Here is a 14,236-nt window from a genome sequence, read left to right as displayed (position 1 = left end):
AGAAGACCGCAAAAGAAGACCGCACCCGTCCGCCACCTCCGCCGCATACGGGCGGCAGGTGGTCGGACCGGTGCGGGCAGGTGGGCGCGATGACCCGCGGGGTGGGCGGGCCGGGCGCCCGGGCCCGGGTCAGGCCTGCTTGGTCTCCCAGAAGATCTTGTCGATCTGGGCGATGTAGTCGAGGGCCTTCTGGCCGGTGGCCGGGTCGTTGGAACCCTTGGCGGCGCTGAGGGCCTTGAGGGTGTCGTTGACCAGCTGGTGCAGCTCCGGGTACTTCTCGAAGTGCGGCGGCTTGAAGTAGTCGCTCCACAGCACCGACACATGGTGCTTGGCCAGCTCGGCGCGCTGCTCCTTGATCAGGATGGCGCGGGCGCGGAAGTCCGCGTCCTCGTTGGCCTGGTACTTCTCCTGGACGGCCTTGACCGACTCGGCCTCGATGCGGGCCTGGGCCGGGTCGTAGACGCCGCAGGGCAGGTCGCAGTGGGCGCTGACCTTGACCTTGGGGGCGAACAGGCGGGAAAGCATGTTCAATCCTTCCTCGTGATCGTCTTCTCAGGTGCGAGATTACTCGGTACGGGAAGGCTTTTCTCGGGTGCCCCGGGGGTCTTAGGGCAAAAGTCCAGTGTCAGGCTGGGGCTGATGGAGGATGGACCGGTGAGCGCGTCGGACCGGGGCAAGGCCGGGAGGTACGGGATGCCGGAGCGGGTGCACGAACGCGGCCCTGAGGACGGGCGGGACCCCTTGGGGGGCGCTCGGGAACCGGGGCGCGGGAGTGGCGGGTTGCTGCGCGCGTTCGGTCTCGCCGAGGTCTACAACCCGTCGATGGTGCCCACCCTCCAGCCGGGTGACCAGCTGGTGGTGCGGTACGGCGCGGTGGTGCGGCCCGGAGACGTGGTGGTGCTGCGGCATCCGTTCCGCCAGGACCTGCTGATCGTGAAGCGGGCCGTGGAGCGGCGGGACGGCGGCTGGTGGGTGCGGGGCGACAATCCGTACGTGGAGAACGACAGCCGGGAATTCGGGACAGTGCCGGATGAACTGGTCATCGCCCGTGCCTGGTTGCGGCTGCGGCCGCCGCGCGGGCTTCAGCGGTCGCCGCGTGCGCTGCTCTCCTGGGCGGTCTCGGCGGTCTCGGCGGTGCGGTCGGTGCGGTTGGACCGTTCGCTCTCCAGGCGTTTGCGGGCGCGGTAGGCGGCGACGTTGGCGCGCGTGGCGCATCTGTCGGAGCAGTAGCGCCGGGAGCGGTTGGTCGAGGTGTCGAGGTAGGCGTTGCGGCAGGGGCGCGCCTCGCAGATGCCGAGCCGGTCGACGCCGAGTTCGGTGAGGTGGAAGGCGAGGCCCATGCAGGCGGTCGCGGTGAAGCCGGCGGTGGCGTTGGCGGCGTGGTCGGCGATGTGCAGATGCCATTTGGGGCGGCCGTTGTCGTCCCGGAACTCATGGCCGGAGATCTGCGGGCTGACCGGGAACTCCATCATCAGGGCGTTGAGGAGGTCCACGGCGAGCACCTCGTCGCCGGCGTCCGCGGCTTCGAAGACGGCGCGCAGCCGGGAGCGGACCGTGCGCAGCCGGGTCACATCGCTGTCGGTGGCGCGCCGGGCGGCCTGCTGGGCGACGCCGAAGAGTTCGCGTACGGCCTCGACCGAGGTGAGGGTGTCGCCACCGCGTTCGGGCTGCTCGGTGTTGACGAGCCGCACGGCATAGTCCGAGTAATAGGCCAGTTCCACTTGTAGTCCTTACCGGGGCGGTCTAAGGTGCGGAGTGCGTGCTGCTTGTAATGGGCATTTTCGGTATGTGGGTATTACCAGGGTAGTACGGCTGGAGGGCTTGTGACGACCGAGGCCATCGACGCCGCCGATTGGCAGGCGTGGCAGAACAGTTGGGACCGGCAGCAGGAGTGGTACCTCCCCGACCGCGAGGAGCGGTTCCGGGTGATGCTCGACATGGTCGAGGCACTGGTGGGCCCCGAGCCCCGGGTCCTGGATCTTGCGTGCGGTACCGGCAGTATCTCCGACCGGCTGCTGAAACGGTTCCCGAGGGCCCGAAGTGTGGGGGTGGACCTCGATCCCGCGCTGCTGGCCATCGCGGAAGGGTACTTCGCGGGCGAGCCCCGGGTCCGCTTCGTACGGGCGGATCTGAAGGACCCGCGGTGGACGGCGAAGCTGCCGCACACCTCGTACGACGCGGTGCTCACCGCCACCGCGCTGCACTGGCTGCACACCGAGGACCTGCGCGGGCTGTACGGACAGCTCGGCGGGCTGGTGCGGGACGGCGGGGTCTTCCTGAACGCCGACCACATGCCCGAGGAGTCCACACCGCGGATCAACGCGGCGGAGCGGGCGTTCCGGCATGCGCGGATGGACCGGGCCAAGGAGGCCGGCGCGGTCGACTGGGCCGAGTGGTGGCAGCTGGCCGCCGAGGACCCGCGGCTGGCCGGCCCCACCGCCGAGCGCTTCGAGATCTACGGCGAGCACGCGGACGGCGACACGCCGTCGGCGGCGTGGCACACACAGGTGCTGCGCGAATCGGGCTTCGCGGAGGCACGGGCGGTGTGGGCCTCGCCCACGGACGCGCTGGTGCTGGCCCTCAAGTAGGGCCGGCGCCGAACGGGAAACACGCGGCGGGGCTCCCTCCCCCCGGGAGAGAGCCCCGCCGCGCGAGACGACCGCCGCGAACCCCGGTCGGCTACAGCACCTTCGACAGGAACGACTTGGTGCGCTCGTGCTGCGGGTTGCCGAGCACCTCGCGCGGGTGGCCGGACTCCACGACCACACCGTCGTCCATGAAGACCAGCGAGTCACCGACCTCGCGGGCGAAGCCCATCTCATGGGTGACGACGATCATCGTCATACCGTCCGCCGCCAGGTCCTTCATGACGTCCAGGACGTCGCCGACCAGCTCCGGGTCGAGGGCCGAGGTCGGCTCGTCGAAGAGCATCAGCTTCGGTTCCATCGCCAGCGCGCGGGCGATGGCGACCCGCTGCTGCTGCCCGCCGGAGAGCTGCGAGGGGTAGTTGCCGGCCTTGTCGGCCAGGCCGACGCGGTCCAGGAGCTTGGTCGCACGCTCCCGGGCGGCTGCCTTGGACTCGCCCTTGACCTGGATCGGCGCCTCCATGATGTTCTCCACCGCGGTCATGTGCGGGAAGAGGTTGAAGCGCTGGAAGACCATGCCGATGTCACGGCGGCGGGCTGCCACTTCTCTGTCGCGCAGCTCGTAGAGCTTGCCGTTGTGCTCGCGGTAGCCGACCAGTTCGCCGTCGACCGACAGCCGGCCGGCGTTGATCTTCTCCAGGTGGTTGATGCAGCGCAGGAACGTCGACTTGCCGGAGCCGGACGGGCCGATCAGGCAGAAGACCTCCTTGGGCGCCACTTCGAGGTCGATGCCCTTGAGGATGTGGGCCGAGCCGAAGGACTTGTGGACGTTCTCGGCCTTGACCATCGGGCCGCCGCTGGTGCCGGCGGTCTCACTCGTGACGATCTTGCTGGTCATCCGGCACCTCCGGCGGAGCGGTTGAAGCCGCCGGCCAGCCGCGCCTTGGCGCGCTGCAGCGGAGTGAGCGGGAGCTGTCGGCTGGAGCCCCGGGCGTAGTAGCGCTCCAGGTAGTACTGGCCGATGCTCAGGACGGTGGTGGCGATCAGGTACCAGACGGCGGCGAGGATCAGCATCTCGACGACGACGCCCGAGTCGCGGCCGACGTTCTGGGCCGCCTGCAGCAAATCGTAGTACTGCACGGCGATGACCAGCGATGAGGTCTTGAGCATGTTGATGACCTCGTTGCCGGTCGGCGGCACGATCACCCGCATCGCCTGCGGCACGACGATCCGGCGCAGCGTCTTGCCGTGGCTCATGCCCAGCGCGTGCGCCGCCTCGGTCTGGCCCTCGTCGACGGCATTCAGACCGGCCCGGCAGATCTCCGCCATGTACGCCGCCTCGTTCAGGCCGAGGCCCAGCAGCGCGCACAGGAACGGGGTCATGAAGTCCGACCACTCGTCCTTGTAGATCGGCATGATGTCGATGTACTGGAAGACCAGGCCGAGGTTGAACCACAGGAACAGCTGGACGTAGACCGGCGTCCCGCGGAAGAACCAGACGTAGAACCAGGCGACGGACGAGGTCACCGGGTTCTTGGACTGGCGCATCACGGCCAGGATCACACCGCCCACGACGCCGATGACCATCGACAGCACGGTGATCAGCAGGGTGTTGCGCAGACCCTTGAGGATGTCCGTGTTGAACAGGTACTGCGGGATGGCGTCCCAGTTCACGTTCCCGCTGGCGAAGGCCCGGACGAGCAGCGCGAGGAGCGCGAGCACGACGACCGCCGCGACCCAGCGCCCGTAATGGCGGACGGGGATGGCCTTGATGGGCTCGGGGTGGGGCGGCGGGGCGTCCGCCGGTGGCTGTGCCGACTTGTCGACGTCAACTGACACGGATGTTGCCTTTCAGCGTTCGGACGGGAGGTGCGCGGAGGGGCAGGGGAAGGGGCTTGCGGCGGATCAGCCGCCGTTGATCTTCACTTCCTCGACCGCGGCGTCCTTGACGTCCCACTTCTTGAGGACCTTGGCGTACGAGCCGTTCTTGATCGTGTTCTCCAGGGCGGCCTGCAGCGCGTCGCGCAGCTGCTTCTGGCTCTTGGGGACCGCGATGCCGTACGGCGCCGCCTTGAGCGGTGCGCCGCCGACCATCTGGAAGTCCTTGCCGCCGCCGGAGACCTTCACCGCGTACGCCGCGACCGGGTAGTCGCTGGAGACGGCGTCCACACCGCCGGTACGCAGCCGGGTCTGGGCCTCGGAGTCGTTGTCGAAGGCCTCGATCGCGATGGCCTCCGCATCGTTCGACTCGCACTTCTTCGACTTGTCCTTGGCCAGGTCGTGCGAGACGGTGCCGCGCTGCACGGCGATCGTCTTGCCGCACAGCGTCTCCCAGCCGTCGATGCCCTGGGTCTTGCCCTTCTGGGTGTAGAGCGAGACACCGACATTGAGGTAGTCGACGAAGTCGACGCCCTCGCCGATCTTCTTTCCGGTGCTGCTGTCGATGCCCTGCTGGCGTTCCTTGGTGTCCGTCATCGCCGACATCGAAATGTCATAGCGCTTGGACTTCAGACCACCCATGAGGGTGTCGAAGGTGGCGTTGTTGAAGTTGAGCTTGATGCCCAGCTCCTTCTCCATCGCCGCCGCCAGATCCGGGTCGATGCCCACGACCTTGCCGTTCGTACGGAACTCCACCGGCTTGTACGTGATGTCCGAGCCGACCTGGAGGAAGCCCTTGTCCTGAACGGCCTTGGGGAGCTTCTTGAACAGCGGGGCGTTGACGTTGCGGTTCTTCTGAGCCTCCCGCTTGGCGATGGCCGCGTCCGTCTGGTCGCCACACGCGCTCAGCAGCAGCAGCGAGGCGGCGGCCGCGGCCGTGGCGGCCAGGGCCGTGTGACGCCTGCCGGCGGCCGAGCGACGGGTGGTGCTTGCGGTCATGCTGATCCTCCTGCGGATGGAGAAGCCGACGCGTCCGTGAGAGACCCGCCGATGAGCAATGAGAAGGGTCGGGCACACACCTTCGAGCGTCGCGACCTCGGTTGGTTACGGAATCCTGCCATCCGGACTCCGTTATTCGGACTGGTGCGCAGGTCAAAATCGGATAACGGACGGCCGGGGCGGGGGTATGGCCCGTGTTGCCCCGGGGAGACCCGGCTCCGGCGTTTTGCGAGCGGACTCCGGCAGACTTCGAGTGTCTCGGAATTCGGACAACCGTGCGCGACTCTTCGGCGTTTCTGGGCGTTTCGGGGGTATTGCCGGAATCTCGAACCCGAGAGTAATCAATCTGACTCGTCGAGGCGCTCGCCCGTCGGGTAGAAAGGTGCGTTACACCCCTCATCCGGGGCTCAGGGCGCGTGTGCGGCGCGCCCGGCGTCCGTACCTCCCCCCGCGCGGCGGCCATCCGCCTCGCAGGGACCGGACGCGGTGCCCGCCCACCCCTCAACCAGGGAGTGGTCACCCTCAACTATTTCGAATTAAAGGGGTTGGACAAGTGGCAGCGGAGATCGTCAATCCTCGCAGCGACAGCAAGACGGACGCGGAGTCGGACGCGGGCTCGGATGAAGCCTTCTTCGATCCGGCTTTCGCGTTGCATCGCGGCGGCAAAATGGCCATCCAGGCGACCGTCCCGGTCCGCGACAAGGACGACCTGTCCCTCGCGTACACGCCGGGCGTCGCCAAGGTGTGCAGCGCCATCGCCGAGAAGCCCGAGCTGGTCCACGACTACACCTGGAAGTCCCAGGTCGTCGCCGTGGTCACGGACGGCACCGCGGTGCTGGGCCTGGGCGACATCGGCCCGGAGGCCTCCCTTCCGGTGATGGAGGGCAAGGCCATCCTCTTCAAGCAGTTCGGCGGTGTGGACGCGGTGCCGATCGCGCTCGGCACCACCGACGCGGACGAGATCGTGGAGACCGTCGTCCGGATGGCGCCGTCCTTCGGCGGCGTCAACCTGGAGGACATCTCGGCCCCCCGGTGCTTCGAGATCGAGCGCAAGCTCCAGGAGCGGCTGGACATCCCGGTCTTCCACGACGACCAGCACGGCACGGCCGTCGTCACCCTGGCGGCGCTGCGCAACGCGGCCAAGCTCACCAACCGGTCGCTCGGCCAGCTGCGTGCGGTCATCTCGGGCGCCGGTGCGGCGGGCGTCGCCATCGCCAAGATCCTCATCGAGGCCGGCATCGGCGATGTCGCGGTCTGCGACCGCAAGGGCGTCGTCTCGACCGACCGCGGCGACCTCACGGACGTCAAGCGCGAGGTGGCCGGCTTCAGCAACAAGGCGGGTCTGTCCGGTTCGCTGGAGGACGCGCTGGCCGGCGCCGATGTGTTCATCGGGGTCTCCGGCGGCACGGTGCCGGAGGAGGCGGTGGCGAAGATGGCGAAGGACTCGCTGATCTTCGCGATGGCCAACCCGAACCCGGAGATCCACCCGGACGTCGCCCACAAGTACGCGGCCGTCGTCGCCACCGGGCGCAGCGACTACCCGAACCAGATCAACAACGTGCTGGCCTTCCCCGGCATCTTCGCCGGCGCGCTCCAGGTGCGGGCCTCGCGGATCTCGGAGGGCATGAAGCTCGCCGCGGCCGAGGCGCTGGCCGCCGTCGTCGCCGACGAGCTCAGCGCCGACTGCGTCATCCCCTCGCCGTTCGACGAGCGCGTCGCACCGGCGGTCACCGCCGCGGTCGCGGCCGCCGCCCGCGCCGAGGGCGTCGCCCGCCGGTAACCGGGACATACGGCGCCAGGCGGCCGGCTTACGGGCCCGGAGCACGGCGCGTACGTCACCGGGCAGGAGAACAGCGTCAACGGGCCGGGCCCGCACCAGTGATGGGGTGCGGGCCCGGTGTCGTAGGGCCTGCCCTTGGGGGCGTGGCCGGGCACGGCGGTGGGTCGGAGCCCTCGCCGAGGCACAGCGGTCGGTCGGAGCACGGCCGGTCCGCATTCCGGTGCGCGCGCGGCGCGTGTCACACCCGTGCCCGGTACCGCGACGGGCACCCGCGGCCTACTTTGGGATCATGTTTGCTGCCTACGCCGCCCGCATCGACCGTGACCAGCCGCTGAGCGGCCTCGAACTGGGGGACCGTCCGGCCCCCGAGGCACGCCCCGGCTGGACGACCGTCAACGTCAAGGCCGCCTCCCTCAACCACCACGACCTGTGGACGCTGCGCGGGGTCGGCATCACCGAGGAATCTCTGCCGATGATTCTCGGCTGCGACGCGGCGGGCGTCGACGAGGACGGCAACGAGGTCGTCCTGCACTCCGTCATCGGCCAGACCGGCCACGGCGTCGGCCCCGGCGAGCCGCGCTCCATCCTCACCGAGCGCTATCAGGGCACCTTCGCCGAGCAGGTCTCCGTGCCCACCTGGAACGTGCTGCCCAAGCCGAAGGAGCTGTCCTTCGAGGAGGCCGCCTGCCTGCCCACCGCCTGGCTGACCGCCTACCGGATGCTGTTCACCAACGCCGGCGTACGGCCCGGGGACAGCGTCCTGGTGCAGGGCGCGGGCGGCGGCGTCGCGACCGCCGCGATCGTGCTGGGCGCCGCCGCCGGCCTGCGGGTCTTCGCCACCAGCCGGGACGAGACCAAGCGCAAGCGCGCCGAAGAGCTGGGCGCGGAGGCGGCGTTCGCCAGCGGCGAGCGGCTGCCGCATCGGGTGGACGCGGTGATCGAGACGGTCGGCGCCGCCACCTGGTCGCACTCCGTCAAGTCGCTCAAGCCCGGTGGCTCGCTGGTGATCTCGGGCGCCACCAGCGGCTACACCCCCAAGAACGGCGAGCTCAACCGGATCTTCTTCCTGGAGCTCAAGGTCGTCGGCTCCACGATGGGCAGCAAGGAGGAGCTGGCCTCGCTGCTGAGCTTCTGCGCGGCCAAGGGCGTCCGGCCGGTCATCGACTCGCTGCTGCCCCTGGACCAGGCGCGCGAGGGCTTCGCGAAGATGGCGCAGGGCGATCTGTTCGGCAAGGTCGTCCTGACGGTCTGAGGCGGCAGGCGATGCCGGACGGCGGCGGAACGGGTGGCGGCGAGTCGGACGGAGCCGGGACGGGCGGGATGCGGATCCTGAGGGCGGCCGGTCGCGTCGCCTCGCCCTGGAGCAACGGCGGCGGGGTGACCCGCGAGGTCGCCGTCCACCCGCCCGGCGCCGGCTGGGACACCTTCGACTGGCGGGTGAGCCTCGCCGACGTGACCCGCGACGGTCCGTACTCCCCGCTGCCCGGCGTACGGCGGATCCTCACGGTCGTCGACGGCGCCGGCATCGAGCTGACGGTGGACGGCAGCCCGCGGCCGCTCCCCGGCCGCCACCACCCGTTCGCCTTCCCCGGCGGTGCGGCCACCGAGGGCCGGCTGCTGGACGGGCCGGTCGTCAACCTCAATGTGATGCTCCGTGAGGGGCGCGCGGGGGCGACGGTGGAGATGGTGCGGGGGAGCGGGGTGGTGCCGGCCGGCGGGCCCGTCGTCGTGGTCGCCGTGGAGGGACATACGGAACTGGGTGAGCCGGCCGTGCGGCTGGAGCGGTTCGACGCGGCGCTGCTGACGGCGGCGGGGGCGGGGACGGTTCTTCGTACCGACGGGGTCGCCGCGGTGATCGCGTTGACGGTGCGGCACGGCTGAGCGGGCCGCTCGGCGCGGCCGTGTGCGCAACGCACGGGCGGCCGCGCGGGCTGCGCCTCAGCGGGCGTCGGCGGTGGTCTCCGCCTGGCGGGCCAGCGCCTTCTTGCGGCCGTTGTCGAGGACCGCCAGCACGGCGAAGGCCACCAGCGCGGCGGCCACCGCGACGAGGTAACACCACGGTCCTGGAAGGTAGTTGGCGGCCCGCAGCGGGGTGCCGTCGTCGCCCGAGACCAGTCGGTAGGTGATCGCCAGCGGTCCCTCCCAGATGCCCGCGAAGGCCGTCAGAACACTCAGCAGCCGGTACCAGCCCTCGTCCACGATGCATTCCTCCCGTAGGTGTGCCGGACGCCGGGCGACGCCCGTGCCGCCGCCGTCGCGGCCGTGGATACGGCGCATGCGGCGGATGCGATGGATACGACTGTATCAATGAAGCCGTGCTGAATCGATGTTTTTCCTTGACTGGCTTGTGAATCTCTGATATTCGTCACGATCTTTCGGGTGCGATAGGCTGGCCTGGTGCGTGACGAAAAGGGTGTGGGCGGGTGCCGGGTGTGTGGGGCGCGGCTGCCCGCGGCGGAGCGGGGGCGGCCGCCGGCCTACTGCTCGCGGAGCTGTCAGGCGAAGGCGTACCGCCGCCGGAAGAAGGAGCGCGCGGCACCGGCCGTGGTGCCGAAGGGTGCCGCGGCGCCGGCCACCGTCACCCCCGCCGCGGCCGGGCGGCGGCGGGAGATCGCCGAGGCGGTCTGGCGGATCGCGGCCGGGCGCGGGCTGGAATCGGCGAGCATGCGCGAGATCGCAGCCGAGGCCGGCGTGTCGCTGCGGGTGGTGCAGTACGCCTTCGGCAGCAAACACCGGCTGCTGGTCGAGGCGCTGCGGCTGCTGCACGAGGAGAACGAGGCGCGGGCGCGCGCCCGGGTGGCGCGGCTGCCGGACCCCACGGACCCCCGCGCGATGCTGAGGACCGTATTGGGGGAGTTTCTGCCCCTGGACGCCCAACGGCGAATGGCCCTACGGGTCTTCGTCGCGTACTACGTCCGCAGCCTGACCGATCCCGCGCTGGCCGAGGTGTTTCTGCACAGCGAGCAGCCGCTGGAGGAACTGGTCGCCGCCCTGATCCGGCAGGCGGGTCCGGACGGCGGGCTGGAGAGCGGGCTCGACCCCTGGCGCGAGGCGGATCTGCTGGTGTCGGGCGTCACGGGGCTCGGCCTGGACGTGCTGCACGGCCGCCGCACGATGGCCGAGGTGTGGCGCACGGTCGACTACCACCTCGACCGGATCCTGGGGCCGGCGTAGGGGTGTTGCCCCGTGGGCGGCGCCGCCGCGCCGCTACTACCGCCCCGCCGTCCCGCAGGTGTCCGGCCGCTCCGTGAACAGCTGGGCCCGGTACGGGTATCCGACCTTGACCGTGTCGATCCCCAGGGTGCTGCGCCGTGGCAGATAGCCCGCCTCGAAGACCGCGGCGAGCAGCGGGCTGAGCAGGTGGGCGAGGCGCTCGGCGCGGGCCCGGCCCAGCGCCCGCCAGGGGCCGGCGGCCAGCCGGTCCGTCATCCGCTCGATCGCGTCGCGCTCCTTGCGGGCGCGCGTGGTGGCGCTGCCGTCCGGGGCGATCCAGCCGCGGGCGGCCAGCCGGTGCCGGGCGTCGCTCCACTCCTGCGCGCTCCAGCCGCGCCCCCTGAAGTCGTCGGCCGGCGCGGCGCCGATCGCGGCGAACGACACCAGGGCCTCGCAGGGATCGAGCCCGTAGGTCAGCAGCGCCGCCAGATGGCCGTCCCCGCGGTGTTCGCGCAGCACCGTCGCGGCCTGCCAGAGCACCAGATGCGGGGCGTCCGGCCAGGGCAGGTCCCGGTTGGCGGCGGCCAGCGGACGGGCCGCGGGGCCGGCGTTCTCGGCGGCCTGGCGCGCCAGCCGGGCCGCTTCGGCGAGCTGCGCGCCGCTCAGCCGGTCGCCGATGAGGGCGGTCAGCACGCGGTCCATGGCGAGCAGCCTGGCGTCCAGCACCTTGGCCGGGTCGGCGGTGGTCCAGATCTGCGGTACGTACCGGGCGACCAGCCGCGGGCTGAAGCTGTAGTACGTGGCGGCCACCAGCTCGGGTCCGGCGGCGCCCAATGGGGCCGTCCGCCAGGCGAAGTAGCCCGGCCATCGGGACGTGACGTCATAGCCGAGATCCGAGACGACCTGACGGGCCTCGGGAGCGAAGTAGAGCGTGGCGTGCAGCGGTTCGAGCTGGCGCCACATCCGGCGGGCGACCGCGAGGTATTCCGACATCGCTTCACCTATGGCCTTCACGATGCGTGCAGACAGGATGAGTTGGCGGTGACCGTAGTCCTGTGGACGGCCGTGGGTCCGCGGAATCGGCGGCTGGGGCACCCCCGGGCCCGGGGCCGGACGAAAGACCGTACGACAGTCGAGTTCCCCGATTACGGGCGGTGAATCCAGCCCGCCAGGGGGCAACTCTCCGTAATGGCATGGTGGTTGGGTCCGGAGGCGGGCGCGGGTTCCGGCCACCCGGAAAATCGCTCGAACCGGTGCGGTCACCCTGCGTATCGTGACCCGGCCAACGGCTGCCGGCGTACCGCCGCCGGCCTGCGGTCAAGAGCGATGAGCCGACGGTTGACGGTCGGCGGGCCATGCGGACCGCGTGGGACCCGCCGCCGAGGTGAGGAAGAGAGCGCGCACGGTGAGGACCAACGGAGAGGCCGACGAAGGATTCGGGCCCGTCGCGGACGAGTTCGCCCGGAACTTCACCGAGCGGGGCGAACTCGGCGCGGCCGTCGCCGTGTTCGTGGACGGCCGGAAGGTCGTGGACCTGTGGGGCGGCACCGCCGACGACCGCACCGGGCGGCCGTGGGAGGCGGACACGCCGGTTCCGGTCATGTCCAGCGGCAAGGGCATCGTGAGCATCTCGGCCCTGGTGCTCGCACAGGAGGGGCGCCTGGATCTGGACGCCCCGATGGCCGCGTACTGGCCCGAGTTCGCGCGGCACGGCAAGGAGCGGATCACCACCCGGATGGTGCTGGCGAACACCGCCGGCATCCCCCTCGTCGAGCGGAAGCTGACCTTCCAGGAGCTGACCGCCTGGGAACCGGTGATCCGCGCCCTGGAGGAGCAGCCGCCGCTGTACGAACCGGGCACCGCGTACGAGTACCACGCGCATGTCTTCGGCTTCGCGGTCGGTGAGGTGATCCGGCGCATCACGGGCCTCACCCCGGGTGCGTACTTCCGCACGACCATCGGCGACGCGCTGGGCCTGGGCACCTGGATCGGCGTCCCGCAGGAGGAAGTCCCGCGGCTGGCCCGGCTCGTCGAGGGCGAGGGACGCGGGCCCCTGCCGGACGCCGACCTGCTGCCCATCCGGGCGGTGACCATGAACGGCGCGCTCGTCTTCCCCGGCGTCGACGATCCGCATGGCTGGAACTCGCCCGCGCTGCTGACCGCGGAGTTCCCCGGCGCCGGCGCGGTCTCCACGGCGCGCGGCCTGGCGACCCTGTACGCGGCGGCCGCCACCGGGGTCGACGGCGCGCCGCGGCTGCTCGCCGCGGACACCGTCACCGACGCCGTCACGGAACGGTCCGGCGGCGCGTCCTGGTCGGGCTTCCCCGACCTGGGCGCGCGCTGGGGCACCGGCTTCCTCGTCGACTGCCCGTTCCGCCGCACGCTCGGCCCGCGCAGCTTCGGCAACGACGGCGCAGGCGGCGCCCAGTTCGCGTTCGGCGACGACGAGTTCGGCGTCGGTTTCGCCTACACCGCCAACCGGATGGGCGCCCGCGGCGACGAGCGCACCGAGCGGCTGGTCGCGGCGGTACGGGGGTGTGTGGGGGCCGGCTGACGGGGGCGGCGGGAGGGCGCCGGCGGTAGGGCCGGCGCCGGGTACCGCCGCGGCCGGCGACGCCGGTTGCGGATCCCCGCTCTGCTCGTCGTTTCCGCCCGTCGCTCTACTCGTCCGGATCCGCCAGGGAGGAGTAGCGCTTCGGGTCGCGGAGCAGGGCGCCGATGTGGGCGGCGGCCGTCGACAGGCGGCGGCGGGATTCCCTCAGCTGTTCCGCGGTGACGCCGTGGTCGCGGGCCGCGTCCCGGAGGTCGTCGCGGAAACGGTCCAGCAGACGGTCGAAGTCGCGGGCCGGGTCGCCGCTGCCCGGCTCGCCCGCCCAGGCGGGGGCCGGCGGCGCCTCGGCCGCGTGGCCCTCGGCCGCCCCGGCCTCCGCCGCGCCGGCGGCGCGCTCGGCCTCCTCGCCGTCCTTCAGCAGGTCGACGCGTTCGGCCGTCTCCCGGGGCGCGCCCTCGGCGCCGCCCCGCCCGGCGCCGGACTCGCCGCCCGTGAAGCGGCCGAACTCGCGGGACACCTCGGACAGCGCCTCGCGCACCACGCCCGACCAGTCGCCGGTGCGTACGTGGTCCTGGGTCTGCTCCTGGACGCGCTTGATGACCCGCTGGACCTCCTCGCGCGCGAACGCCTGCGCGTCCCGCGCCTGCTTGCGGGCCCGCTGGGCGTCCTGCTTGGCTCGGCGGCTCTCCTCCTTGGCGCGGCGGGCCTGTTCCTTCCACTCCTCCTTGGCGCGGCGGAACTCCTCCTTCGCCTGCCGCCAGGCCTCCTTGTCGCCGTACGCCCCGTCGCCGAAGTAGTCCGAGTACTCCGGGTAGGGGCCGAGGGTGCCGTCGTCCCCGGCGCCCTTCGTCCCGGTCCGCCCGGCCTTCCGGGATCCCGCCGCGCCCGCGCCGGAGCCGCCGCGGGCCTGCTGTGCCGCCTCCCGGATCTCGCGGCGCAGATCCCGCGCCGAACCGCTCACGTCCGCGCGGATGTCGGAGGCCAGCGCCGCGACCGACTCACGGATCTCCATCTCCAGGTCGGCCAACTCGCCGCCGCGGTCGGCGAGTTCGGACCGCCCGGCGTCGGTGATCGAATAGACCTTGCGGCCGCCCTCGGTGGCGTGTGTGACCAGGCCCTCGGCCTCCAGCTTCGCCAGCCTCGGGTAGACCGTGCCGGCGGAGGGGGCGTAGAGGCCCTGGAAGCGCTCCTCCAGGAGGCGGATGATCTCGTAGCCGTGCCGGGGGGCCTCGTCGAGCAGCTTGAGCAGGTAGAGACGGAGGCGGCCGTGGGCGAAGACGGGGGGCATGC

Annotated in this window: 15 protein-coding genes; 7 read left to right on the top strand and 8 right to left on the bottom strand. The window is 71.3% G+C overall.

Annotated features, from left to right (window positions below; all coding sequences use genetic code 11):
• Window positions 1-129 precede the first annotated feature (129 nt).
• Window positions 130-525: a superoxide dismutase, Ni gene (gene sodN, locus FCH28_RS27760; protein ID WP_136742911.1), complete on the bottom strand. Its 396-nt coding sequence runs from the start codon at window positions 523-525 to the stop codon at window positions 130-132.
• A gap of 168 nt (window positions 526-693) precedes the next feature.
• Here sodN and sodX point away from each other — a divergent pair, with 168 nt between their 5' ends.
• Entirely contained in the window at window positions 694-1,188 is a 495-nt protein-coding gene (sodX, locus tag FCH28_RS27755) for a nickel-type superoxide dismutase maturation protease (RefSeq protein ID WP_136743145.1), read from the top strand.
• Here sodX and FCH28_RS27750 read toward each other — a convergent pair.
• Window positions 1,083-1,721: a CGNR zinc finger domain-containing protein gene (locus FCH28_RS27750; RefSeq protein ID WP_136742910.1), complete on the bottom strand. Its 639-nt coding sequence runs from the start codon at window positions 1,719-1,721 to the stop codon at window positions 1,083-1,085. The genes sodX and FCH28_RS27750 overlap by 106 nt on opposite strands.
• Window positions 1,722-1,823: 102 nt before the next feature.
• Between FCH28_RS27750 and FCH28_RS27745 the strand changes: the two genes are divergently transcribed.
• Window positions 1,824-2,588 carry a class I SAM-dependent methyltransferase gene (locus tag FCH28_RS27745; RefSeq protein WP_246103284.1) on the top strand — a complete coding sequence of 255 codons (765 nt, stop codon included), beginning with the start codon at window positions 1,824-1,826 and terminating at the stop codon, window positions 2,586-2,588.
• A 91-nt stretch (window positions 2,589-2,679) separates the two neighbouring features.
• On the opposite strand, the gene FCH28_RS27740 is transcribed toward FCH28_RS27745, so the two are convergent.
• The 3 genes from FCH28_RS27740 to FCH28_RS27730 all read right to left on the bottom strand — a co-directional run bounded on the left by FCH28_RS27740 (window position 2,680) and on the right by FCH28_RS27730 (window position 5,462).
• Window positions 2,680-3,432 carry an amino acid ABC transporter ATP-binding protein gene (locus FCH28_RS27740; protein ID WP_136743143.1) on the bottom strand — a complete coding sequence of 251 codons (753 nt, stop codon included), beginning with the start codon at window positions 3,430-3,432 and terminating at the stop codon, window positions 2,680-2,682.
• 47 nt (window positions 3,433-3,479) lie between these two features.
• A complete protein-coding gene (locus FCH28_RS27735) occupies window positions 3,480-4,424 on the bottom strand; it encodes an amino acid ABC transporter permease (protein ID WP_136742909.1) in 945 nt (314 codons plus the stop codon).
• 66 nt (window positions 4,425-4,490) lie between these two features.
• Window positions 4,491-5,462: an ABC transporter substrate-binding protein gene (locus FCH28_RS27730; protein ID WP_136742908.1), complete on the bottom strand. Its 972-nt coding sequence runs from the start codon at window positions 5,460-5,462 to the stop codon at window positions 4,491-4,493.
• A 553-nt stretch (window positions 5,463-6,015) separates the two neighbouring features.
• Between FCH28_RS27730 and FCH28_RS27725 the strand changes: the two genes are divergently transcribed.
• From FCH28_RS27725 to FCH28_RS27715, 3 genes are all read left to right on the top strand, one after another.
• The gene (locus tag FCH28_RS27725) at window positions 6,016-7,242 is read left to right on the top strand and encodes an NAD(P)-dependent malic enzyme (RefSeq protein WP_136742907.1); all 1,227 of its coding nucleotides are present in this window, start codon (window positions 6,016-6,018) and stop codon (window positions 7,240-7,242) included.
• A gap of 289 nt (window positions 7,243-7,531) precedes the next feature.
• A complete protein-coding gene (locus FCH28_RS27720) occupies window positions 7,532-8,494 on the top strand; it encodes a zinc-binding dehydrogenase (protein WP_136742906.1) in 963 nt (320 codons plus the stop codon).
• A 68-nt stretch (window positions 8,495-8,562) separates the two neighbouring features.
• Entirely contained in the window at window positions 8,563-9,123 is a 561-nt protein-coding gene (locus FCH28_RS27715) for a HutD/Ves family protein (protein ID WP_136743142.1), read from the top strand.
• A gap of 57 nt (window positions 9,124-9,180) precedes the next feature.
• Here FCH28_RS27715 and FCH28_RS27710 read toward each other — a convergent pair whose 3' ends face one another.
• Window positions 9,181-9,519 (bottom strand): hypothetical protein, encoded by a 339-nt coding sequence (locus tag FCH28_RS27710; protein WP_136742905.1) that lies wholly within the window; start codon window positions 9,517-9,519, stop codon window positions 9,181-9,183.
• Window positions 9,520-9,639: 120 nt separating this feature from the next.
• Between FCH28_RS27710 and FCH28_RS27705 the strand changes: the two genes are divergently transcribed.
• The gene (locus tag FCH28_RS27705; RefSeq protein ID WP_246103283.1) at window positions 9,640-10,416 is read left to right on the top strand and encodes a TetR/AcrR family transcriptional regulator; all 777 of its coding nucleotides are present in this window, start codon (window positions 9,640-9,642) and stop codon (window positions 10,414-10,416) included.
• 36 nt (window positions 10,417-10,452) lie between these two features.
• Here FCH28_RS27705 and FCH28_RS27700 read toward each other — a convergent pair whose 3' ends face one another.
• A complete protein-coding gene (locus FCH28_RS27700) occupies window positions 10,453-11,388 on the bottom strand; it encodes an SCO6745 family protein (protein WP_136742904.1) in 936 nt (311 codons plus the stop codon).
• A 412-nt stretch (window positions 11,389-11,800) separates the two neighbouring features.
• On the opposite strand from FCH28_RS27700, the gene FCH28_RS27695 reads away from it, so the two are divergent.
• The gene (locus FCH28_RS27695; protein WP_136742903.1) at window positions 11,801-12,949 is read left to right on the top strand and encodes a serine hydrolase domain-containing protein; all 1,149 of its coding nucleotides are present in this window, start codon (window positions 11,801-11,803) and stop codon (window positions 12,947-12,949) included.
• Window positions 12,950-13,055: 106 nt separating this feature from the next.
• Here FCH28_RS27695 and FCH28_RS27690 read toward each other — a convergent pair whose 3' ends face one another.
• Entirely contained in the window at window positions 13,056-14,234 is a 1,179-nt protein-coding gene (locus FCH28_RS27690; RefSeq protein ID WP_136742902.1) for a PadR family transcriptional regulator, read from the bottom strand.
• Between the last annotated feature and the right edge of the window lie 2 nt (window positions 14,235-14,236).

The sequence above is a fragment of the Streptomyces piniterrae genome, from assembly GCF_005048155.1.
In the GTDB taxonomy this organism is placed as follows: domain Bacteria; phylum Actinomycetota; class Actinomycetes; order Streptomycetales; family Streptomycetaceae; genus Streptomyces; species Streptomyces piniterrae.
Note: the sequence above shows the minus strand (reverse complement) of the source record. Positions and strands in the feature narration are given on the sequence as shown.

What these genes read in the sequence shown, in the direction of transcription:
- sodN (WP_136742911.1), bottom strand. Translation starts at nt 525, where the DNA reads ATGCTTTCCCGCCTGTTCGCCCCCAAGGTCAAGGTCAGCGCCCACTGC.
- sodX (WP_136743145.1), top strand. Translation starts at nt 694, where the DNA reads ATGCCGGAGCGGGTGCACGAACGCGGCCCTGAGGACGGGCGGGACCCC.
- FCH28_RS27740 (WP_136743143.1), bottom strand. Translation starts at nt 3,432, where the DNA reads ATGGTCAAGGCCGAGAACGTCCACAAGTCCTTCGGCTCGGCCCACATC.
- FCH28_RS27730 (WP_136742908.1), bottom strand. Translation starts at nt 5,462, where the DNA reads ATGACCGCAAGCACCACCCGTCGCTCGGCCGCCGGCAGGCGTCACACG.
- FCH28_RS27720 (WP_136742906.1), top strand. Translation starts at nt 7,532, where the DNA reads ATGTTTGCTGCCTACGCCGCCCGCATCGACCGTGACCAGCCGCTGAGC.
- FCH28_RS27715 (WP_136743142.1), top strand. Translation starts at nt 8,563, where the DNA reads ATGCGGATCCTGAGGGCGGCCGGTCGCGTCGCCTCGCCCTGGAGCAAC.
- FCH28_RS27710 (WP_136742905.1), bottom strand. Translation starts at nt 9,519, where the DNA reads ATGCGCCGTATCCACGGCCGCGACGGCGGCGGCACGGGCGTCGCCCGG.
- FCH28_RS27700 (WP_136742904.1), bottom strand. Translation starts at nt 11,388, where the DNA reads ATGTCGGAATACCTCGCGGTCGCCCGCCGGATGTGGCGCCAGCTCGAA.
- FCH28_RS27690 (WP_136742902.1), bottom strand. Translation starts at nt 14,234, where the DNA reads ATGCCCCCCGTCTTCGCCCACGGCCGCCTCCGTCTCTACCTGCTCAAG.